Genomic DNA, 19874 nt, shown 5'->3' with positions numbered 1-19874 from the left:
TTATGAATTGAGTTATTGCTCAGTTGGCAGGACGCAGGGCATCGCGAAGCAGTGAATCAGTAATAACCGTGCTCGGTCATCCGGCCGCGCTCAAGCGTTAAATAACGCTGGCAAAACTTCTTGCCTTCGTCTATTTCGTGGGTAACAAGAATCAAGGCCATCCCGTCATCCTGCATTATTCGAATTCGTTCGTGGCATTTGCGCTTGAACTCTTCGTCACCTACCGCCAGTACTTCGTCAGCCAGTAATGTCTGAGGCTCGACATGAACGGCGACTGAAAAACCCAGCCTCATGTACATGCCAGACGAATAGTTCTTTACCGGTGTATCGATGAAGTTTCCCAACCCGGAAAAATCGACAATTTCATTGAAGCGCGAACGCACTTCCTTGTTACTCAATCCAAACAGACTGGCATTGAGGTAGATATTTTCCTCGCCGGTCAGTTCAGGGTGAAAACCCACCCCTATTTCGATTAGCGGTGCTACCCGGCCCACGCTGGTCAGACGCCCACTGGTCGGCACAAGAATGCGTGAAACCAGTTGCAACAAGGTACTTTTACCTGAACCGTTATGCCCCACCAGTGCAAGCGACTCGCCTTTGTGCAAGGTGAACGATACATCGCTGACTGCCGTGAATGTTTCGGCACGTTCACGATATCGAGCGTCAAACAGCCCGAGAAACTTCTTCTTCAAACCGCCCCTGTTGTGGCGCAGAACAAACTGTTTGGTGAGGTTTTCTGCCTTGATGACGACGCGACTCATAAATACTCCACCACGCTGTCCACCTTCCTGAACATGAACAACCCCACCAGCAGCGACGCGGCGCCCATGAACACGCACAGCAGCAGATCACGGGGCTCTGGAACGACTCCGGCATGCAGAATGCTGGTAAAGCTGTTGAAGTACAGACCTATCGGGTTATAGGCCGCAATGTTGGCGATACCGACGGGCAGCGATGAGCTCACCCATACAATGGGCGTGAGCCAGAACAACAAGGGTAGAAACACGTCGATGAAGTGCTTGGCATCCCGTACGGTGACCTGGATGACACTGAGTGCCAGACCAACGCCCATGATCAACGCCATGAACGCGATCAGCACAATCGGATAAAACAACAGCGCACGCGAAAAGACGCCGCCGAGCACGGCAAATAATGATGCATAGACGAGCATGCAGCCGGCCCAGAAAACAACGATTGCCAGCGCCCCGGAAATGGGTAGCAACAGACGGGGAAACCGCAACTTTCGAATGAGGTTGCCGTTATTGATCAGCCACTCTCCGCTTTGCGAAACAATTTGTGCCAGAAGCATCCAGTGGACGATACCTGTCACCAGGTGCAGCGCAAAGCGGTCCTGACTACTGGGCAGAATATACGTGAACACCGTGTAATACGTGAGCGTGACAACCAGCGGATTGCCCAATGACCAGATAAAGCCCAATGTTGCGCCCATGTAGCGGATTTTTATTTCCTTGATGACAAGATTAATGATCAGGTCGCGCCACTTCATCACGCCAGGGCTGCAAAAAGACGGCATACGGTATCCAGCTATTAATGGGAAAATCAGAGAGAGCAACTTTGACAACCAGGACCATGAATGGATAACCTTATGATCCTCGTGCTGCGAACACATATTCTCTTCTTTTACCTGGCTACAGCTATAGGACGACGCCTTAGTTGCCGTAGGAATATTCCACAAACTCCCAAAGGTAGCGAAATGGGCCACTCGCTGCCTCGCTACACTCGTTCACGATCGCAAGGCACTTCCCAGCCCGTACGTTGATCTATAACGTCTATGGTCCTTTGCAACACGACCGGTCCAGCGAACACCCTTGAACAAGCGAGGCTCCTCATGACCCAAACGTTCTACACCCCGCCGAAGGTCTGGCAGCAGGAAACAAAAGCGGGCGGCACGTTCGCCAGCATCAACCGGCCCGTCGCCGGCCCCACACACGACAAGGCGCTGCCGGTCGGCAAGCACCCGCTGCAGCTTTATTCACTGGCCACCCCCAACGGTGTGAAAGTCACGATCATGCTCGAAGAGCTGCTGGCGCTCGGGCACAGCGGTGCGGAATACGATGCCTGGCTGATCCGTATCTCCGAGGGCGATCAGTTCTCCAGCGGTTTTGTCGAGATCAATCCCAATTCCAAGATCCCGGCATTGCTGGATCGAAGCCATGAAACACCTGTTCGGGTATTCGAGTCCGGCTCTATCCTGCTGTACCTGGCCGAAAAGTTTTCCAGCTTCCTGCCCGCCGACCCGGCAGGCCGAACCGAAACGCTGAACTGGCTGTTCTGGCAGATGGGCGCTGCGCCGTATCTGGGCGGCGGTTTCGGGCATTTCTATGCCTACGCGCCGGAGAAACTCGAATACCCCATCAATCGGTTCGCGATGGAGGCCAAGCGCCAACTCGATGTGCTGAACCGTCGCCTGGGCGAGCACCGCTACCTGGCCGGCGACACCTACACGATTGCCGATATCGCGGTCTGGCCATGGTATGGCGCACTGGTGCAGAACAAGGTGTACTCGGCTGCCGAATTCCTCTCGGTACACGAATACCCGCACCTGATTCGCTGGACAGAAGAAATCGCCGCACGCCCGGCGGTGATCAAAGGCCAGAAGGTCAATCGCACCTGGGGCGAAGAAGTCGATCAGGTTCCGGAGCGGCATCAGGCGTCCGATCTGGATAAATAAGGCACACGTCAAGTCCTTCGCGGACAGAGTCTATCGCGACGATGAGGTAGTGTCAGCGGTGCTGACACAATTGCCTTGGACCCATCACCTGATCATCTTCAGTCAAAGCAAGCGCCCCGAAGAGCGTGAGTTTTATCTGCGTATGGCAATCAGGGAAAAGTGGTCCAGTCGCGAACTTGAGCGCCAATTCAAGAACGCTCTATTCGAGCGCACTGTCACCCAGCCAGCCAAAGCCTCGGCGATGCTCAAGGAAACCCGGCCGGCCGCACTGGATATATTCCGTGATGCCTACATGGTGGAGTTTCTGGAACTGCCACCGGGGCACGCCGAAGCGAAACTGCATGAGTTCTACGCGAGCGCTGTGTTGAACGATCAGTGATACCTGCCAGGCGCACGATGCATTACGCTTGCGGGTACCTGAGCCGCAGCCTGCAAGCCTTTTCCACCCGGAGCCTCCAATGCCGCAAGACAAAGACCCTCGTGCCCACACCGCCCTGTCGCAACGCGGCCGCAGCGCCGGCAGCGGGCCCGGGATTGCGGTCAACCCACCCGTCGTGCGCCTCAGTACGGTGCTGTTCGACAGTCTGGAAAGCTTGCGGCAGGCGGAAATTCGCACCACGGGGCCGGAGCGCTCGTTGACTTACGGCGCCAACGGCAACCCGACTGCGTTTGCCTTGCAGGACCTGATCTCCGAGCTCGAAGGCGCACACGGCACCTGCCTGTACCCGACCGGGCTGGCCGCAGTGGCACAGATGTTTCAATCGTTTCTGCGCCCAGGCGATCATGTCCTGATCACCGAATCGGTCTATGGCCCTGTTCGACGGCTGGCGAAAACCATGCTGACCGCCTTCGACATCCAGTTCGACTTCTACGCGGCCGACGGCAGTAACGTGGAATCGCTGATCAAGGCCAACACCCGGATGATCTATGCCGAGGTGCCCGGCTCGCTGACATTCGACATGTGTGACCTGCCCGCTCTGTCGCAGCTGTGCAAAGCAAGGAATCTGCTGCTGGCTGTGGATAACTCCTGGGGCTCGGGGGTGCTGTACAAGCCGCTGGCGCTGGGCGCGGACATTTCGCTGATGGCCCTGACCAAGTACGTGGCCGGCCATTCCGACGTCATGATGGGCAGCGTCAGCACCACCGAAGCGCATTGGCATACCCTGAAAACCATGAACACCGCCGTGGGCAATACCGTCAGCCCCGACGATGCCTATCTGGTGCTGCGTGGTGCCCGCAGCCTGGCGGCGCGCATGGCCATGCATGAGCGCCATGCGCTGCAGATCGCACAATGGCTGCAGGCCCAGCCTCAGGTTGCCCGCGTGCTCTATCCCGCTTTGCCGGACGATCCAGGCCACGCGATCTGGAAGCGCGATTTCCATGGCTGCAACGGCTTGCTCAGTTTCGAATTCAACACCGCTGACCGGCAGGTGCTGGATCGCTTTACCGGCGCGTTGAAACTGTTCGGCATCGGCTATTCCTGGGGTGGTTTTGAAAGCCTGATCACGGAAGTGGAACAACACGGTCCCGAGCGCGGTGCAGGGCCGATGCTGCGGCTGCAGGTCGGCCTGGAAAGCCCGGAAGACCTGATCGCAGACCTGCGCAACGGATTCGCGGCAGAGTGACCCCGGCAGCCGCTTTAAGAGCGCGGCTCCGTCGCCGCAATTTGCCCAGACGCCATCGCTCTGCTAGTGTCGCGCGGTTTAACCTCTACCGGAAATGCCCTCATGGCCCGCAAGAAAGCTGCACTGGATTTCGAACAGTCACTCGCTGATCTGCAAGCGCTGGTAGAGCGGCTGGAGAATGGCGAGTTGTCGCTGGAAGACTCCCTGACCGCCTTCGAGCAAGGTGTACGCCTGACCCGCGACTGCCAGAGCGCCCTCACCCAGGCCGAGCAGAAGGTTCAGGTGCTGCTGGAGCGCGATGGCGAGCTGAGCGAAGAGCCGTTCGACGATGCGGAACTCCCCGAATGATCGCGAGCTATCAAGCGCAAAGCCAGACTCGCGTCAACGCAGCACTCGACGGGCTGTTCAAGGCTCCGGGCCCTGAGCTCGAACGCCTCTACGAAGCCATGCGCTACAGCGTGATGAATGGCGGCAAGCGCGTGCGCCCGCTGCTCGCGTATGCCGCCTGCGAAGCACTGGGCGGTGTAGCCGAGGATGCCAACGGCGCCGCCTGTGCCGTTGAACTGATTCATGCCTACTCGCTGGTACACGACGATTTGCCGGCAATGGACGACGACGACCTGCGTCGCGGCCAGCCGACCACGCACAAGGCCTTCGATGAAGCCTGCGCGATCCTCGCCGGTGACGGCCTGCAGAGCCTGGCCTTCACGGCCCTACTCGCCCCTCACCTGACGTCACGCGATGCCGAGACGCGTCTGCAGATGGTCACGGCCCTCGCGACTGCGGCCGGACCGGCGGGCATGGTGGGTGGTCAGGCTATCGATCTGGGTTCAGTGGGGCTGAAGCTCGATCAGGCCGCGCTGGAATACATGCATCGCCACAAGACCGGCGCATTGATCGAAGCCAGCGTCCGGCTTGGCGCACTGGCCAGCGGTCACGCCGATCAGCCGCGCCTTGATGCTCTGCAGGTCTACGCGCGTGCAATCGGCCTGGCGTTTCAGGTTCAGGACGACATTCTCGATGTCGAAAGCGATACCGCGACCCTCGGCAAGCGCCAGGGTGCCGACATCGCCCGCGACAAGCCGACCTACCCGGCGCTGCTGGGCCTGGAAGCGGCCAAACACTACGCACTGGAACTGCGTGATCAGGCGCTTCTGGCGCTGAGCCCGTTCGATGCTGCCGCAGAGCCGTTGCGCCAGCTGGCACGCTACATCGTCGAACGTCGCCACTGATCACTGTCACCGGACCGGAAAATCCGCTGAATCAACCACGCTTCATCGTGGTCTCAGTCATTACACATGTCAGTCGGCAGATCATCCGCCGACTCACTTCATGGGCAGCGTACGATGCATAAGGTAAACTGCCGCCTCTTTTACTTATAACGATTCGCCTGATGCCCACGACGTTCAAAGAGATCCCCCGCGAGCGCCCGGTCACGCCGTTGCTCGACCGAGCCGATACCCCGCACGGCCTGCGCCGTCTGGGCGAAGCCGAGCTGGAAACCCTGGCCGATGAACTGCGCCTGGAATTGCTGTATTCCGTTGGCCAGACCGGAGGGCATTTTGGTGCCGGCCTCGGGGTCATCGAGCTGACCATCGCGCTGCATTACGTTTTCGACACCCCGGACGACCGTCTGGTGTGGGACGTGGGTCATCAAGCCTATCCGCACAAGATCCTCACCGGCCGTCGTGCGCGCATGTCCACCCTGCGCCAGAAGGAAGGGGTTGCCGCCTTTCCGCGTCGCAGTGAAAGCGAGTACGACACCTTTGGTGTCGGACACTCCAGCACCTCGATCAGCGCCGCGCTGGGCATGGCGATTGCCTCGCGCCTGCAGGGCAGCGAGCGCAAATCGATTGCCGTGATCGGCGACGGTGCGCTGACTGCCGGTATGGCCTTCGAAGCGCTGAACCACGCGCCGGAAGTGGCCGCCGACATGCTGGTCATTCTCAACGACAACGACATGTCGATCTCGCGCAATGTCGGCGGGCTGTCGAACTACCTGGCCAAGATTCTTTCCAGCCGCACCTACAGCAGCATGCGTGAAGGCAGCAAAAAGGTGCTTTCGCGCCTGCCCGGAGCATGGGAAATCGCGCGGCGCACCGAAGAGTACGCCAAAGGCATGCTGGTCCCGGGCACGCTTTTCGAAGAGCTGGGCTGGAACTACATCGGCCCTATCGACGGCCACGACCTGCCGACCCTGATCGCCACGCTGCGCAACATGCGTGACCTGAAGGGCCCGCAGTTTCTGCATGTGGTGACCAAGAAGGGCAAGGGGTTTGCACCGGCTGAAGTCGATCCGATCGGCTATCACGCCATTACCAAGCTCGAGCCGCTGAATGCGCCTGCCGCGCAGAAAAAGATCAGCGCACCGAAATACTCCGGCGTGTTCGGCCAGTGGATCTGTGACATGGCCGACGCTGACGCACGGTTGGTCGGCATCACGCCTGCAATGAAGGAAGGTTCGGATCTGGTCGCGTTCAGCGAACGCTTCCCCGAGCGTTACTTCGACGTGGCCATCGCCGAACAACACGCAGTGACCCTGGCGGCCGGCATGGCGTGCGAAGGCAGCAAGCCGGTCGTGGCGATCTATTCGACCTTCCTGCAGCGTGGCTACGATCAGCTGATCCACGACGTCGCGGTACAGAACCTCGACGTGCTGTTCGCCATCGACCGCGCCGGACTGGTGGGCGAAGACGGCCCGACTCACGCAGGCAGCTTCGACCTCTCCTACCTGCGCTGCATCCCCGGCATGCTGGTGATGACGCCGAGCGATGAAAACGAACTGCGCAAGTTGCTCAGCACCGGTTATCTGCATACCGGCCCTGCAGCAGTGCGCTACCCACGCGGCACCGGCCCTAACGCGGTGATCGAGGCCGATCTTGAACCGCTCGAGATCGGCAAGGGCGTTGTGCGGCGTCAGGGCCAGGGCGTTGCGATACTGGCGTTCGGCGTGCAACTGGCCGAAGCGCTGGTGGTGGCCGAGAAGCTCGACGCAACGGTGATCGACATGCGTTTCGTCAAACCACTGGACGAAGCCCTGGTCAGCGAAGCTGCCGCCAATCACGAGTTGCTGGTCACACTGGAAGAAAACGCCGTCATGGGCGGTGCCGGTGCTGCGGTCAGCGAGTTTCTGGCACGCGCCAATATCCTCAAGTCGGTATTGCACCTGGGCCTGCCGGATGTCTACGTCGAGCATGCCAAGCCTGCGCAGATGCTCACCGAGTGCGGCCTGGATGCCCAAGGGATCGAAGCCGCGATCAATGAGCGACTGGCGCTGATTGGCTGACTGCCAGAGCTTCCTCACGCGCCTGGCGTGAGGAACGATCATCACCCGCCCTCGTGCAGCAATCCTGATAACATGCTGCGCACCTCGACACTGCCGCGATGCCAGCCGATGCCTCATGTGACCCGCTCCGCCTCCACGCCTGAATTGACCTCGCTGTTCGCCGCCCTGCAGCAGCACTTCATGCAGGTCGTCGTTCCGCTGTGGCAGGGGCCTGGCTGGAACGCACAACTGGCATTGCCCTACGAAGCACTCGACGCCAGTGATCAACCGTTACCGCCGCAACGCTATCGCGCCATGGCCTGTGCGCGTCAGCTGTTTCTGTTTTCCAGCCTCATCGATCACGCGCAAGTGCCGGATGCACGGGCGCGGGCCGGTGAATTGTTCCGTTCCCTGCAACAGCACTTCCACGATGCCGAGCATGGCGGCTGGTTCTACAGCATTGATCCACAAGGCAAGCCGCTGGATCGCCGCAAGGACCTCTACACCCACGCCTTCATTATCTTTGCCTGCGCCCATTACTGGGCGAACGTGCAGGACCCGCTGGCAGAGTCGGTGCTCAACGCAGCGCTCAACGTTGTGGCAGAACGCTTTGCCGACGACGACGGGCTGTACGAGGCGCAGCTCGCTGAGGACTGGTCGGTATTGGGTACCGGACCGTTGCAAAACCCCTTGATGCATCTGGCAGAGGCGTTTCTGGCTGCCCTGTCGGTGCGTGCCGACCCTGCCACGCAGGCGGCACTGGACGCACTGGTTATCCACATGCAGCGCCGTTTCGTCGATACCGCAACCGGCGTGATGCTGGAGAAGCCTCTGGGCGCTGTGGATAACTGGTACGAGCCAGGGCATCAGTTCGAATGGTTCTTTCTGCTGCAATCGTCGCCGGAACTGCACGGGCGCGAGCTGCATGAATCCATGACCCGCGCGTTCGCCTACGCTCAGGCGCAGGGCGTCGATCCACACAGCGGCGCTGTGACGGCGATGCTGGCGCTCGATGGTACGGTACGCGATGCCACCCAGCGTATCTGGGCCCAGGCGGAATACCTGCGGGCCATGGCCCTGCGCCCGGACTGCGAAGCGGCCTTGACCCAGCAGTTGTCGGCCTTCGAGCAGCGCTTTCTGCATGCCAGGGGCTGGAACGAGTGCGTCGAGCCCGATGGCAGGGTCAGCCGCAGCGACATGCCGTCGACCACGCCCTACCACCTGGCGACCTGCTACATCGGCCTGGCAGATTTCGTCGAAAATCGCTTCGTCAGTGCATTCCCGCCGCCAACACCCGCAGACAGCTGATCGGGCCGCAGCTGCGCGGCCCGATCAGCAATCAATCACCGCGGTTGCGATCAATCGCAAAGCCGGCCCAGGTCTGGCTGACAGGCATCAGTTCCAGGCTGTTGATGTTGACGTGCGCGGGTGTGTTCATGATCCAGAAGATGGTGTCGGCGATGTCCTGAGGCTGAATCGGCTCGGCACCTGCGTAGGTGGCGTCGTACTTGGCCTGATCACCGCCGAAACGCACCAGCGAAAACTCGCTCTCGCACAGCCCCGGCTCAAGGTTGGTGACGCGCACGCCGGTGCCGATCAGGTCGTTGCGCAGGTTCAGCGAGAACTGCCCGACAAAGGCCTTGGTGCCACCGTAGACGTTGCCGCCCGGATACGGGTAGTTACCGGCGACCGAACCCAGGTTGACGATGCTCGCGCCGCGACCGTGCGCGATCAGACGCGGCAGCAGCAGACGCGTGGTGTACACCAGACCTTTGACGTTGGTGTCGATCATGGTGTCCCAGTCATCCAGATCGCACTTGGGCGCAGGATCGATTCCCAGCGCCAGACCGGCATTGTTGATCAGCCCGCGAATGCTGCCGAACTCTTCAGGCAAACCTGCGATGGCGCTCTCCATCGCCTTGCGGTCACGTACATCCAGCACCAGCGTATGCACCTTGGTCTGCTTCGACAGCTCGGCGCTCAAGGTATCCAGGCGGTCCTTGCGTCGACCGGTCAGCACCAGCGACCAGCCCGCCTCGGCGAAACGACGGGCACACGCCTCGCCAAAACCGGAAGTGGCGCCCGTGATGAATACAGTGGAAGTCATTTCATTCTCCTGACATGGCGCAAAAACAGCGCTGCCTGTTAATAAGTTTCTGGCAAGGGCAGCAGAATGCCCGTCAGCGGGACATCGATGCAACAACCGAGTGTATTTGTACAAAAAACAACCAACCCGGAGCGGGCCATGCGCTACGGGCCTCACAGGCACTTTTGCCCACCTTATCCACAGTCAGACCCACAATCTCTGGGGGCAAGTCAGGTACGCTGAACATCACGTGTTTCGGGGCCTGCAGCGTATCAGGCGAAGTTTTTTCCTTGACTTTGCCCGAGACCGCCAAGGGGTCGCCAAGCGTCAGAAAACAGTGATGGCCTGTAGCCCAGACCCCATAACGTCCGGGGCAGTCTTTCCAAGGCTTGTTAACAGACTTATCCACAGGCTGTTCGCCTGTAAAGCCTGTATGAACGACCAGCCCGGATGCTGTTGACAAATGCCCCGTCACGTCGGCCGAAAACCTCTGTACGAAATTTGATCATTCTTCTGCAGGCCTTATGCATAAAGGGCTGCAGGTAAATACTCCCAAGTTATTAACAGCCGGTTCCACAGTAAACCTGAACAAGTCAAAACGGTGACAAAACAACCCTTTGCAGCGGTTTTATGTCGCACTTATCAGACGCACCAAAATTGTTTTCCACAATTGCAGACGACCGCGCCCCGGATGTTTGAGCATCCGGGGCGCGCGACGAAAACGGCAGGGTTTTGACGAACTCAGTGCCCGCCCAGATAAGCGTTCCTTACCTCTTCATTTACCAGCAATTCCTGCCCCGTGCCGGACAGGCGAATCTCGCCATTGACCATGACATAGGCCCGGTCGGACAGCTTGAGCGCATGGTTGGCGTTCTGCTCGACCAGAAATATCGTCATGCCCGTGGCTGCCAGTTCACGCAGGGTCGAGAAGATCTGTTTGACGATGATCGGGGCCAGACCCAGGCTTGGCTCATCGAGCAGCAGCAATTTCGGACGACTCATCAGCGCACGGGCGATGGCGAGCATTTGCTGCTCGCCTCCGGACATGGTCATGGCGCGCTGATTGCGGCGCTCCTTGAGCCTGGGGAACAGCTCGAACATGCGCTGCATGTCTTCGGCCGAATGCTTGTCGCCAATCGGAATGGTGCCCATCATCAGGTTTTCTTCGACCGACATGTCGGGAAAGACCCGCCGTCCCTCCGGCGACTGCGCAATGCCGTTGGAGGCGATGTAATGCGAGGACTTCTGGGTGATGTCGGTGCCCTGATAGATGATCTGCCCGCTGGCCGCGCGCGGCTGACCGAAGATCGACATCAGCAGCGTGGACTTGCCCGCGCCGTTGGAGCCGATCAGGCTCACCGTTTCACCCTCATTGATGTGCAGCGAGACTTTCTTCAGGGCCTGAATCGGCCCGTAAAACACATCGATCTCTTTCAGTTCGAGGATCGGCTTGCTCATACCAGCTCCTCTTCATCAGCGCCCAGATACGCAGCGATCACCTTCGGATCATTACGGATCTGTTCCGGCCCGCCCATCGCAATCACGTTGCCATGGTCGAGCACCACAATATCGTCGGAAATCCCCATGACCATGCCCATGTCGTGCTCGATCAGCACAATGGTCATGTCGTGCTCGTCACGCAGCAGGCGGATCATGCCGCTGAGTGCCTCGGTTTCCTGCGGGTTGAGACCGGCAGCCGGCTCATCCAGGCAGATCACCTGCGGCCGCGTGCACATGGCTCGCGCAATCTCCAGACGGCGCTGCTGCCCGTAGGACAACTCGCCAGCCAGACGGTTGGCGCAGTCCACCAGATCGACCACCTCCAGCCAGTAGAACGCGGTGTTCAGCGCATCCTCTTCGGCCTTGCGATAGCCCCTGGTATTCAGGATCCCGCTGATCAGGCTGCGGTTGACCCACATGTGCTGGGCGACCAGCAGGTTTTCGACGACCGACATTTCCTTGAACAGGCGAATGTTCTGGAACGTGCGCGCCAGCCCTGCCCTGTTGACCAGATGGGTGCCGCCGAACATCTTGTAGTACACCCGGCTGAGGAAGCTTTTCGGCGACACGAAGTCGGTCGCCTGGAACGGCTCGCCCAATAGCTTGATCACATTGGTGGTCTTGCCACGAGTGTGCAGTTCGATGCGTCCGCCAGTGGCCTTGTAGAAACCGGTCAGGCAGTTGAAGACCGTGGTCTTGCCCGCACCGTTGGGGCCGATCAGGGCGAAGATCGAATTGCGCCGGACCTTGAGGCTGACGTCGCTGAGGGCCTTGATGCCGCCAAAGTGCATCATCAGGTGCTCGACGGAGAGAATCACTTCAGTGCTCATCGCGCAGCCCTCTCTGTCACCAGCGCGCCCTTGCGCGGTTTTACCCCGGTGCGGCTGATGCGAATCAGGCCGCGTGGTCGCCAGATCATCATCAGCACCATCAGAATCCCGAACAGCAGCACGCGGTATTCGGAGAAGCTGCGCAGCAGTTCAGGCGCAACGGTCAGCACGAACGCGGCGATCACTACACCGACAGTCGAGCCCATGCCGCCCAGCACCACGATCGCCAGAATCAGCGCCGACTCGAAAAAGGTGAATGAGGTCGGGTTGACGAAGCCCTGATAGCTGGCGAAAAACACTCCGGCAAGGCCTGCGGTCGACGCACCGATGGTGAACGCCGACAGCTTGACCAGCACATGATTGAGGCCCATCGAACGACAGGCGATCTCGTCTTCGCGCAAGGCTTCCCAGGCACGCCCGATCGGCATGCGGGTCAGGCGATGCTTGATAAACAGCACCGCCAGCACGACCAGGAACAGCACGGTGTAGATGAAGATGAATTTCAGGTCCGGGTTGTAATCGAAGCCGAAATATTCATGGATCGGCACCCCGCCGTCCTTGGCGCGTCGGCCGAATTCCAGCCCGAGGAAGGTGGGCGCCGGTACCTGCACACCGTTCGGGCCGCCGGTGAACGACAGCCAGTTATTCAACACCAGGCGAATGATCTCGCCGAACCCGAGCGTCACAATGGCCAGATAGTCGCCATGCATGCGCAACACCGGGAAGCCAAGAATGCACCCGGCCAGCGCCGCTGCGATCGCCGCCAGCGGCAAGGCCGACCAGAAGCCCAGGCCCAGATACTGATAGCCCAGCGCCAGACCATAAGCACCGATGGCGTAAAACGCCACGTAGCCAAGATCGAGCAGCCCCGCCAGACCGACCACGATGTTCAGCCCCAGGCCCAGCAGCACGTAGATCAGACCGAGGATGACCACGGTCAGAATGTACTTGTTGGCGAAGATCGGGAACACGATGGCAATCACGATCAGCAGCGGAATGACCCAGTACAGGCTCGATCGATGATCCGGTTTGAGTACATGCACGCCGGAGTCGGAGCTTTCGAAGCTCTGGGAAACACGCAGGCCTCTGGGTGTTTGCAGAAACAGACTGATCAAAAAGCGACCGATCATGACCACGCCCACCAGCCAGGCCACGCGCGTCGGTTGCAGGTTGAAGCTGTAGCCATCGAGCACGATCCCGACAATGGGGCCGAATACGATCAGCGCCAGCAACCCGGCGACTACGGCATCGATCAGACTCTTCTTGATTTCGACAGGTTTGGAAACAGGAACAGCAACAGGAGCGGACATACTTATACCTTCGCCACGAGTGGGCGACCCAGAAGGCCTTGGGGACGGAAAATCAGGATCAGCACCAGCAGGCCGAAACTGAACACGTCTTTGTAATCGGAGTTGATCAGACCGGAGAACTGCGACTCGGCAACCCCCAGGATCAAGCCGCCCAGCATGGCACCCGGCAACGAGCCGATCCCGCCCAGCACGGCGGCAGTAAACGCCTTGATGCCGATGATGAAGCCGGCATAGAAGTCGAACGTGCCGTAATTCATGGTGATCAGCACACCGGCCAGTGCCGCCATGGCAGCGCCGATGATGAACACATAGGAAATGACCCGGTCGGTGTTGATGCCGAGGATCGAGGCCATCTTGCGGTCTTGCTGGGTGGCCCGGCACATGCGGCCCAGCTTGGTGTACTTGATGATGTAGGTCAGCACGCCCATGCCGACGAAGGCGGCAATGAGGATGAAGATCTTGGTGTAGGTGATCTGCACGAAGCCGCTGCCGACCTCGAAGCGCCACGCGCCTTCAAGCAGCGTAGGCACGCCTTGCTGGCGCGCGCCCTGGCTGATCTGTGCATAGTTCTGCAGGATCAGGGAAATGCCGATAGCGCTGATCAGCGGTGCCAGGCGGGTCGAGTTGCGCAGCGGCTTGTACGCCACACGCTCGATGACGAAGCCGTAAACCCCGGTGACCACAATGGTGAACACCAGCGTACCGAGAATCAGGAACGGAAAGGATTCCACGCCGAAGAACGACAGAACCGCGAGGCCGATGGCGGCCAGGTAGGCGGAAATCATGTACACGTCGCCATGGGCGAAGTTGATCATGCCGATGATGCCGTAGACCATCGTATAACCGATGGCGATGAGGCCGTAGACAGACCCGAGAGTGAGTCCGTTGACCATTTGTTGCAGGAAGATTCCATCCATCACGCACGCTCACACAAAAAGGCAGCTCAGCACCCCGCCAGTCACACCCTCGTGAGGCATGACCGACAGGTCCGAAAACGATAAAAGAGATGCAGGCTCGCTCATGGGCGAGCCCATCACCGGGTCAGCACCTGACGCGCAGGACTGACGCGAGGTCTATCTCACTTCTGTTTTTCGAGTTGCTTGTATTTGCCGGCGGCGTCCCACTGGTAAACCACGTAGTCGGAGACTTTCAGGTCACCCTTGGCATCCCAGGCTTTTTCACCCATGACGGTCTTGACCGGGTTGGCCTTGAGCCAGACGGCGGCTGCGTCACCCTTGTTGGACTTGGCGCCATTGAAACCGGCCGCCAGGGCCTGTACCGAAGCGTAAGCGTACAGCGTGTAACCTTCAGGCTCGTAACCGGCCTTGCGGAACTGGTCCACCACAGCCTTGCTGTCCGGCAATGCGCGCGGGTCAGCGCCGAAGGTCATGTACACGCCATCGACGTACTGTGCGCCACCTGCAGTGGTCACCAGCTCGTCGGTCACGACACCATCATCGGACATGAACTTGACGTCCTTGAGGCCTTGCTCGCGCATCTGCCGAACCAGTGGACCGGCTTCCGGGTGCAGACCGCCGAAGTACACGACGTCAGCGCCCACCGAACGAATCTTCGTGACCAGCGCACTGAAATCTTTCTCGCCACGGGTCAGACCCTCTTCGAGGATCGGCTCGACGCCACGCTTGGTCAACTGAGCGGCCGTTGCGTCCGCGAGGCCCTTGCCGTAGGTGTCCTTGTCATTGATAACGGCGACTTTCTTGCCCTTGAGCACGTCGACGATGTAGTCCCCCGCAACGACACCCTGCTGGTCATCGCGACCGCACATGCGGAACATATCTTTCAGACCACGCTCGGTCACTGTCGGGTTGGTCGAGCCGGGCGTAATGGCAATCACGCCTGCTTCGTCATAGATCTCAGACGCCGGGATGGTTGACGACGAGCAGAAGTGCCCGACCACGCCAATCACCTTGTCCTGATCCACCAGGCGGTTGGCAACTGCCACGGCCTGCTTGGGCTCACAAGCGTCATCGCCCGCGACCAGTACGATTTTCTCCCCGTTGACACCCCCTGCCGCATTGATCGCATCGGCTGCTGCCTGCGCGCCCTTCATGTACTGCTGACCAAACGACGCGTTCGCGCCGGTCATTGGGCCCGCTACGCCGATTTTCACGTCCGCCTGTGCAAACGAAGACACGCCCAATGCAGTAGCCACTGCGATTGCCAGAAAATCTTTCCTGTAAAACGTATGCGACATAAGTGGTGCTCCTGAGGGTATTTTTTTAGTTGGCACTTTCATGATCGAACAGATACAGAGTTGCTCAGAGCAAGGCGCGTGCCATCGCTTTTTGGTTGAGGGCGATGTCGTGTTTTTCGTGTCATTCCATCATTCAACGCCGCGCAACAGGGCACCGTGGTTACTTCAGACGCGCAAGGTGCAACCCCGGACGAAAAAAGAGCAACCCACGCGCACTCGAGTAGCAACCAGCACATGCCGGGATGGGCAACCCACCTGTAACAGCACACGTCACCGAATTGCACACGCCCGGTGCGTGAACGCTACGAGACGCACCATTTGAGGCTAGCGGATTAAACGAGACCTGCCGCAGCCATCGTCAGATTCTGAAAAGCGCGTCACGCGACGCCAGTAATAACCTCCCCGCATACACCCGACAAACGACCTTTAAGCGAGATATCATTCCGATTATTCATAATGCTTACGCCAGCCCGCGCGCGCCGCAGACAGAGAAGTCATCATGCTGAACAAACGTCATCTGCCCTCGATAGCCGCATTGCAATGCTTTGAGGCAGTGACCCGGCACCTGAGCTTCACGCGCGCAGCAGAAGAACTCAACCTGACCCAGAGCGCCGTCAGCAAGCAGGTCGCGCAACTCGAAGAGCTGGTTCAGCACCTGCTGTTTCAGCGCGTGCGCCGCCGTCTGCAACTGACGCCAGCCGGGGCGCTGTACCTGGCTGAAGTGCGCAAGATCCTGACCCAGATCGAGATGTCTACCCACTTCCTGCGCTCCTACGGCGGAGAAACCGAGGTGTTGCGCGTCTCCACACCGTCGACATTCGGCGCGCGCTGGCTGGTGCCGCGCCTCAAGGGCTGGCGCTTGCGTCACCCGCACATTCACCTGGACCTTATCAACGAACAGGAATCCGATGACCTGATCAAGGGCCGCTGTGACGTGTCGTTCTATTTTGGCCAGGCGGCCATGCCCGGCGCAGAAAGCGTGAAGCTGTTCGGTGAGGAACTGGTGCCGGTGTGCACCCCCGAAAGCCTGCCGGACGAGCCTCTCGCCGACCCGACCCAACTGAGTGAACTGGTCCTGTTGCAGAATGCCTTCCGCCCCGAAGCCTGGCATGAATGGTTCGAAAGCCAGGGCTATCACACCGACCACAGCTATCACGGGCCGCGCTTTGAAACCTTCTATATGTGCATCCGCGCGGCACAGGTCGGCTGCGGTGTCGCGCTGCTGCCACGCTTTCTGGTCGAGGAGGAACTGGCCGAGGGCAAGCTGGTGATTGCCTGGGATTACGCATTGCCCAGCACTAACAGCGCCTACTACCTGTCCTATCCGGAACATACCGCCGACGTGCCCAAAATCCGGGTTTTTCTACAGTGGATGCTGGAACAGTTGGATCAACCCCCCGCTTAAGGGCGACAATGCACACCCATCCGGCCGTGAGCCTTCCATGGTGACAGACAGGAAGTCACGCGCCCCACTTTATCCGGCTGCTCTGGAGAGCCTGATTCAATGAGCGAGAGCGCCTTTTCCAATCGCATCGTGCAAAGCCTGCTCGATACCGATTTCTACAAGCTGACCATGATGCAGGCCGTCCTGCACAACTACCCGAACGTGGACGTCGAGTGGGAATTCCGTTGCCGCAACGGGGAGGACCTTCGCCCCTACCTGGATGAAATCAAGCACCAGATCGAGCTGTTGTGCGAGCTGTCCCTGAGCCCCGAGCACCTGGCTTTTCTGGAACGCATCACCTTCATCAAACCGGATTTTCTGCGCTTTCTCGGGCTGTTCCGCTTCAATACCCGCTACGTGAAAACCACCATCGAGAATGACGAACTGTGCATTCGCCTGCACGGGCCGTGGCTGCACGTCATCCTGTTTGAAGTGCCGCTGCTGGCCATCGTCAGCGAAGTGCGCAACCGGCATCGCTACCCGGACACCCTGCTCAGCCAGGCGCGGGATCGTCTGTATGACAAGTTCGAATGGTTGACCACGCATGCCACGACGGATGAGCTGGCCGAGCTGAAAGTGGCGGACTTCGGCACGCGCCGGCGGTTTTCCTACCGCGTGCAGGAAGAAATGCTCGGCGTCCTGAAAAACGACTTTCCAGGCCAGTTCGTCGGCACCAGCAATGTGCATCTGGCCCGCCAGCTTGACCTCAAGCCCTTGGGCACCATGGCCCACGAATGGATCATGGCCCATCAGCAGCTGGGACCGCGTCTGATCGACAGTCAGATTGCCGCGCTCGATTGCTGGGTCCGTGAATATCGCGGCCTGCTGGGGATCGCGCTGACCGACTGCATCACCACCGATGCCTTCCTGAACGACTTCGATCTGTACTTCGCCAAGCTGTTCGACGGTTTGCGCCATGATTCGGGCGACCCGGTGAAGTGGGCCGAAAAATGCATCTCGCATTACCAGAAGCTCGGTATCGACCCGATGAGCAAGACCCTGGTGTTTTCCGATGGGCTGAACCTGCCCAAGGCGCTCGATATCTTTCGCGCGTTGCGCGGACGCATCAATGTCAGCTTCGGGATCGGCACCAACCTGACGGCCGACATCCCCGGCATTGCGCCGATGAACATGGTATTGAAAATGACGGCTTGCGCCGGTCAGGCCGTGGCGAAGATCTCTGACGAGCCCGGCAAGACGCAGTGCAAGGACCCGAACTTTGTCGCTTACCTGCGGCATGTGTTCAAGGTGCCGGATTTGCCGAGCCCGGAAAAACCCGCTTGAATTGTCCTATCTACGAGGAGTGAATCATGCACGCCGTACAGCGCCAGATTGCTGAACAGCTCAAGGTCCAGCCACCTTTCGCGGACCAGAACGCGCTGCAGGCCGAGGTCGCCCGCCGCGTCAACTTCATCAAGGAGTGCCTGCAGAACGCACGGCTCAAGACTCTGGTGCTCGGCATCAGCGGCGGAGTCGACTCGCTGACGGCCGGCCTGCTCGCCCAACGCGCGGTCAAGGAACTGCGTGAAAGCACGGGTGACAACGCCTATCGCTTCATCGCCGTGCGCCTGCCTTATATGGTGCAGGCCGATGAGCACGAAGCCCAGGCCTCTGTCGACTTCATCGAGCCGGACGAGCGCCATACCATCAACATCGGCAGCAGCGTCAAGGCCCTGGCCGCTGAGGTGAAGGCCTTCGACGGGCTTCCAGCGACTTCGGTGGATTTCGTGCTCGGCAACACCAAGGCGCGCATGCGCATGGTCGCGCAGTACACCGTCGCCGGCGCTTACCATGGCCTTGTGATCGGCACCGATCACGCGGCCGAAGCGGTGATGGGCTTCTTCACCAAGTTCGGCGACGGCGCATGCGACCTGGCACCGTTGAGCGGCCTGGTGAAAAACCAGGTACGCGCCATCGCCCGCCATTTCGGCGCACCTGAATCGCTGGTCGAGAAAGTGCCGACTGCGGACCTGGAAGACCTGTCACCCGGCAAACCGGACGAAGCTTCGCACGGCGTGACCTACGCCGAGATCGACGCCTTCCTGCACGGCGAACCGGTACGCGAGGAAGCGTTCCGGATCATTTGCGAAACCTACGCCAAGACCCAGCACAAACGCGAGTTGCCGTACGCGCCGTGAGTGATCTGCGCGGCACGGATTTGTGACGCTCATTGCTGGCTATCGTGCCGACGCTCTGCGTCGGCATGCAGTTCTGGACGCTCCGCGTCCGATCCTGAATGTGCGCAGCGGCTCAGATCTGTGACGCAGAGCGTCACGAACGGCATTCCCACGCGGAGCGTGAGGAACGATACTCTCAGACGCTCAAGGGACCTGTCGTTACTTCAGGGTCACAGCGCCTTTCATCATGCTGATGTGCCCGGGGAAGGTGCAGAAGAACTGGTATTCCTGTGCAGGGTCGAGCTTCGACACGTCAAACGTCACCGAGTCCTTTTCGCCAGCGCCGATGACTTTGGTGTGGGCGATGACGCGGCTGTCGTCCGGCTTCAAATAGTCCTTGTCGATGCCCGCGGCCATGCCGTCGGTGACGACTGCCTGGGTGTCGGCCTTTTTGCCCAGCACCCAGTTATGGCCCATGACATTCTTCGGCAGGCTGCCGGAGTGAGTCAGGCTGACGGTGAATTCCTTGCAGCTCTTGTCGATCTCAATGGCTTTGGTGTCGTACATCATTTGATCGGTCGAATCGACTGTGACCGAGCACTCGGCAGCCAGCAATTGACCACTGGCCAGCGACAACAGCGAAATCGCTACAAGCTTGCGAATCATTTGAATCTCCAGGGCAGGACTTGATTAACGTAAAACTGATGTAAGAAGAGAGTGCCCGATCAGCGCCGGGGTTCCAAGGACGTGCGTCAAATCGTCTCTCGGACGCTCGTGACAGAGCGTCCTT

Annotated in this window: 18 protein-coding genes and 1 pseudogene; 10 read left to right on the top strand and 9 right to left on the bottom strand. The window is 59.7% G+C overall.

Features of this window, described 5'->3' with window-relative positions; all coding sequences use genetic code 11:
* Window positions 1-56: 56 nt before the first annotated feature.
* Window positions 57-761, bottom strand: coding sequence for an ABC transporter ATP-binding protein (locus KBY02_RS14995; RefSeq protein ID WP_096135205.1), 705 nt, complete (start codon window positions 759-761; stop codon window positions 57-59).
* Window positions 758-1534 (bottom strand): ABC transporter permease, encoded by a 777-nt coding sequence (locus tag KBY02_RS14990; RefSeq protein WP_024640887.1) that lies wholly within the window; start codon window positions 1532-1534, stop codon window positions 758-760. The genes KBY02_RS14995 and KBY02_RS14990 overlap by 4 nt, the downstream gene beginning before the upstream one ends.
* 315 nt (window positions 1535-1849) lie before the next feature.
* On the opposite strand from KBY02_RS14990, the gene yghU reads away from it, so the two are divergent.
* The 7 genes and pseudogenes from yghU (at window position 1850) to KBY02_RS14955 (ending at window position 8890) form a co-directional block, all read left to right on the top strand.
* On the top strand, window positions 1850-2692 hold the full coding sequence (gene yghU, locus KBY02_RS14985; RefSeq protein ID WP_060405963.1) for a glutathione-dependent disulfide-bond oxidoreductase: 843 nt from the start codon (window positions 1850-1852) through the stop codon (window positions 2690-2692).
* Window positions 2667-3035, top strand: a pseudogene (locus tag KBY02_RS14980) (DUF1016 N-terminal domain-containing protein); the annotation flags it as partial. The gene yghU and the pseudogene KBY02_RS14980, both read left to right, overlap by 26 nt.
* Before the next feature lie 115 nt (window positions 3036-3150).
* Window positions 3151-4317: a cystathionine beta-lyase gene (gene metC, locus KBY02_RS14975; RefSeq protein WP_004407878.1), complete on the top strand. Its 1167-nt coding sequence runs from the start codon at window positions 3151-3153 to the stop codon at window positions 4315-4317.
* Window positions 4318-4419: 102 nt separating this feature from the next.
* Window positions 4420-4665 carry an exodeoxyribonuclease VII small subunit gene (locus KBY02_RS14970; protein WP_002551852.1) on the top strand — a complete coding sequence of 82 codons (246 nt, stop codon included), beginning with the start codon at window positions 4420-4422 and terminating at the stop codon, window positions 4663-4665.
* Window positions 4662-5549, top strand: a complete 888-nt coding sequence (locus KBY02_RS14965) for a polyprenyl synthetase family protein (RefSeq protein ID WP_024640883.1) — start codon at window positions 4662-4664, stop codon at window positions 5547-5549. Before KBY02_RS14970 ends, KBY02_RS14965 begins: the two co-directional genes overlap by 4 nt.
* 161 nt (window positions 5550-5710) lie before the next feature.
* Window positions 5711-7603 (top strand): 1-deoxy-D-xylulose-5-phosphate synthase, encoded by a 1893-nt coding sequence (dxs, locus tag KBY02_RS14960; RefSeq protein ID WP_024638285.1) that lies wholly within the window; start codon window positions 5711-5713, stop codon window positions 7601-7603.
* A gap of 72 nt (window positions 7604-7675) precedes the next feature.
* On the top strand, window positions 7676-8890 hold the full coding sequence (locus KBY02_RS14955) for an AGE family epimerase/isomerase (protein WP_024638286.1): 1215 nt from the start codon (window positions 7676-7678) through the stop codon (window positions 8888-8890).
* 31 nt (window positions 8891-8921) lie between these two features.
* Here KBY02_RS14955 and KBY02_RS14950 read toward each other — a convergent pair whose 3' ends face one another.
* The 6 genes from KBY02_RS14950 to KBY02_RS14925 all read right to left on the bottom strand — a co-directional run bounded on the left by KBY02_RS14950 (window position 8922) and on the right by KBY02_RS14925 (window position 15523).
* Window positions 8922-9689 (bottom strand): SDR family oxidoreductase, encoded by a 768-nt coding sequence (locus KBY02_RS14950; protein ID WP_058398826.1) that lies wholly within the window; start codon window positions 9687-9689, stop codon window positions 8922-8924.
* Between the two features lie 720 nt (window positions 9690-10409).
* Window positions 10410-11126: an ABC transporter ATP-binding protein gene (locus tag KBY02_RS14945; protein WP_004407872.1), complete on the bottom strand. Its 717-nt coding sequence runs from the start codon at window positions 11124-11126 to the stop codon at window positions 10410-10412.
* A complete protein-coding gene (locus tag KBY02_RS14940; protein ID WP_003431920.1) occupies window positions 11123-11998 on the bottom strand; it encodes an ABC transporter ATP-binding protein in 876 nt (291 codons plus the stop codon). Before KBY02_RS14940 ends, KBY02_RS14945 begins: the two co-directional genes overlap by 4 nt.
* Complete coding sequence (livM, locus tag KBY02_RS14935) at window positions 11995-13308, bottom strand: high-affinity branched-chain amino acid ABC transporter permease LivM (RefSeq protein WP_225650589.1); 1314 nt, start codon at window positions 13306-13308, stop codon at window positions 11995-11997. Before livM ends, KBY02_RS14940 begins: the two co-directional genes overlap by 4 nt.
* Before the next feature lie 2 nt (window positions 13309-13310).
* Window positions 13311-14225 (bottom strand): ABC transporter permease subunit, encoded by a 915-nt coding sequence (locus KBY02_RS14930; protein WP_011266504.1) that lies wholly within the window; start codon window positions 14223-14225, stop codon window positions 13311-13313.
* A gap of 161 nt (window positions 14226-14386) precedes the next feature.
* Window positions 14387-15523, bottom strand: a complete 1137-nt coding sequence (locus KBY02_RS14925) for a branched-chain amino acid ABC transporter substrate-binding protein (RefSeq protein ID WP_058398825.1) — start codon at window positions 15521-15523, stop codon at window positions 14387-14389.
* A gap of 499 nt (window positions 15524-16022) precedes the next feature.
* Here KBY02_RS14925 and KBY02_RS14920 point away from each other — a divergent pair, with 499 nt between their 5' ends.
* The 3 genes from KBY02_RS14920 to nadE all read left to right on the top strand — a co-directional run bounded on the left by KBY02_RS14920 (window position 16023) and on the right by nadE (window position 19105).
* Complete coding sequence (locus KBY02_RS14920; RefSeq protein WP_024641542.1) at window positions 16023-16928, top strand: LysR substrate-binding domain-containing protein; 906 nt, start codon at window positions 16023-16025, stop codon at window positions 16926-16928.
* A 99-nt stretch (window positions 16929-17027) separates the two neighbouring features.
* The gene (gene pncB, locus KBY02_RS14915) at window positions 17028-18251 is read left to right on the top strand and encodes a nicotinate phosphoribosyltransferase (RefSeq protein WP_010427809.1); all 1224 of its coding nucleotides are present in this window, start codon (window positions 17028-17030) and stop codon (window positions 18249-18251) included.
* 26 nt (window positions 18252-18277) lie between these two features.
* A complete protein-coding gene (gene nadE, locus KBY02_RS14910) occupies window positions 18278-19105 on the top strand; it encodes an ammonia-dependent NAD(+) synthetase (protein ID WP_225650588.1) in 828 nt (275 codons plus the stop codon).
* A 198-nt stretch (window positions 19106-19303) separates the two neighbouring features.
* Here the strand turns inward: nadE and azu are convergent, their stop codons facing one another.
* Entirely contained in the window at window positions 19304-19750 is a 447-nt protein-coding gene (gene azu / locus KBY02_RS14905) for an azurin (RefSeq protein ID WP_057457384.1), read from the bottom strand.
* Window positions 19751-19874 lie beyond the last annotated feature (124 nt).

The organism is Pseudomonas sp. P129, assembly GCF_020312195.1.
Taxonomy (GTDB): domain Bacteria; phylum Pseudomonadota; class Gammaproteobacteria; order Pseudomonadales; family Pseudomonadaceae; genus Aquipseudomonas; species Aquipseudomonas fragariae.
Note: the sequence above shows the minus strand (reverse complement) of the source record. Positions and strands in the feature narration are given on the sequence as shown.

Excerpts from the sequence above, each read along its gene's own strand:
- KBY02_RS14995 (WP_096135205.1), bottom strand. The coding sequence starts at position 761 with ATGAGTCGCGTCGTCATCAAGGCAGAAAACCTCACCAAACAGTTTGTT.
- KBY02_RS14990 (WP_024640887.1), bottom strand. The coding sequence starts at position 1,534 with ATGCCGTCTTTTTGCAGCCCTGGCGTGATGAAGTGGCGCGACCTGATC.
- yghU (WP_060405963.1), top strand. The coding sequence starts at position 1,850 with ATGACCCAAACGTTCTACACCCCGCCGAAGGTCTGGCAGCAGGAAACA.
- metC (WP_004407878.1), top strand. The coding sequence starts at position 3,151 with ATGCCGCAAGACAAAGACCCTCGTGCCCACACCGCCCTGTCGCAACGC.
- KBY02_RS14970 (WP_002551852.1), top strand. The coding sequence starts at position 4,420 with ATGGCCCGCAAGAAAGCTGCACTGGATTTCGAACAGTCACTCGCTGAT.
- KBY02_RS14965 (WP_024640883.1), top strand. The coding sequence starts at position 4,662 with ATGATCGCGAGCTATCAAGCGCAAAGCCAGACTCGCGTCAACGCAGCA.
- dxs (WP_024638285.1), top strand. The coding sequence starts at position 5,711 with ATGCCCACGACGTTCAAAGAGATCCCCCGCGAGCGCCCGGTCACGCCG.
- KBY02_RS14955 (WP_024638286.1), top strand. The coding sequence starts at position 7,676 with ATGCTGCGCACCTCGACACTGCCGCGATGCCAGCCGATGCCTCATGTG.
- KBY02_RS14950 (WP_058398826.1), bottom strand. The coding sequence starts at position 9,689 with ATGACTTCCACTGTATTCATCACGGGCGCCACTTCCGGTTTTGGCGAG.
- KBY02_RS14945 (WP_004407872.1), bottom strand. The coding sequence starts at position 11,126 with ATGAGCAAGCCGATCCTCGAACTGAAAGAGATCGATGTGTTTTACGGG.
- KBY02_RS14940 (WP_003431920.1), bottom strand. The coding sequence starts at position 11,998 with ATGAGCACTGAAGTGATTCTCTCCGTCGAGCACCTGATGATGCACTTT.
- livM (WP_225650589.1), bottom strand. The coding sequence starts at position 13,308 with ATGTCCGCTCCTGTTGCTGTTCCTGTTTCCAAACCTGTCGAAATCAAG.
- KBY02_RS14930 (WP_011266504.1), bottom strand. The coding sequence starts at position 14,225 with ATGGATGGAATCTTCCTGCAACAAATGGTCAACGGACTCACTCTCGGG.
- KBY02_RS14925 (WP_058398825.1), bottom strand. The coding sequence starts at position 15,523 with ATGTCGCATACGTTTTACAGGAAAGATTTTCTGGCAATCGCAGTGGCT.
- KBY02_RS14920 (WP_024641542.1), top strand. The coding sequence starts at position 16,023 with ATGCTGAACAAACGTCATCTGCCCTCGATAGCCGCATTGCAATGCTTT.
- pncB (WP_010427809.1), top strand. The coding sequence starts at position 17,028 with ATGAGCGAGAGCGCCTTTTCCAATCGCATCGTGCAAAGCCTGCTCGAT.
- nadE (WP_225650588.1), top strand. The coding sequence starts at position 18,278 with ATGCACGCCGTACAGCGCCAGATTGCTGAACAGCTCAAGGTCCAGCCA.
- azu (WP_057457384.1), bottom strand. The coding sequence starts at position 19,750 with ATGATTCGCAAGCTTGTAGCGATTTCGCTGTTGTCGCTGGCCAGTGGT.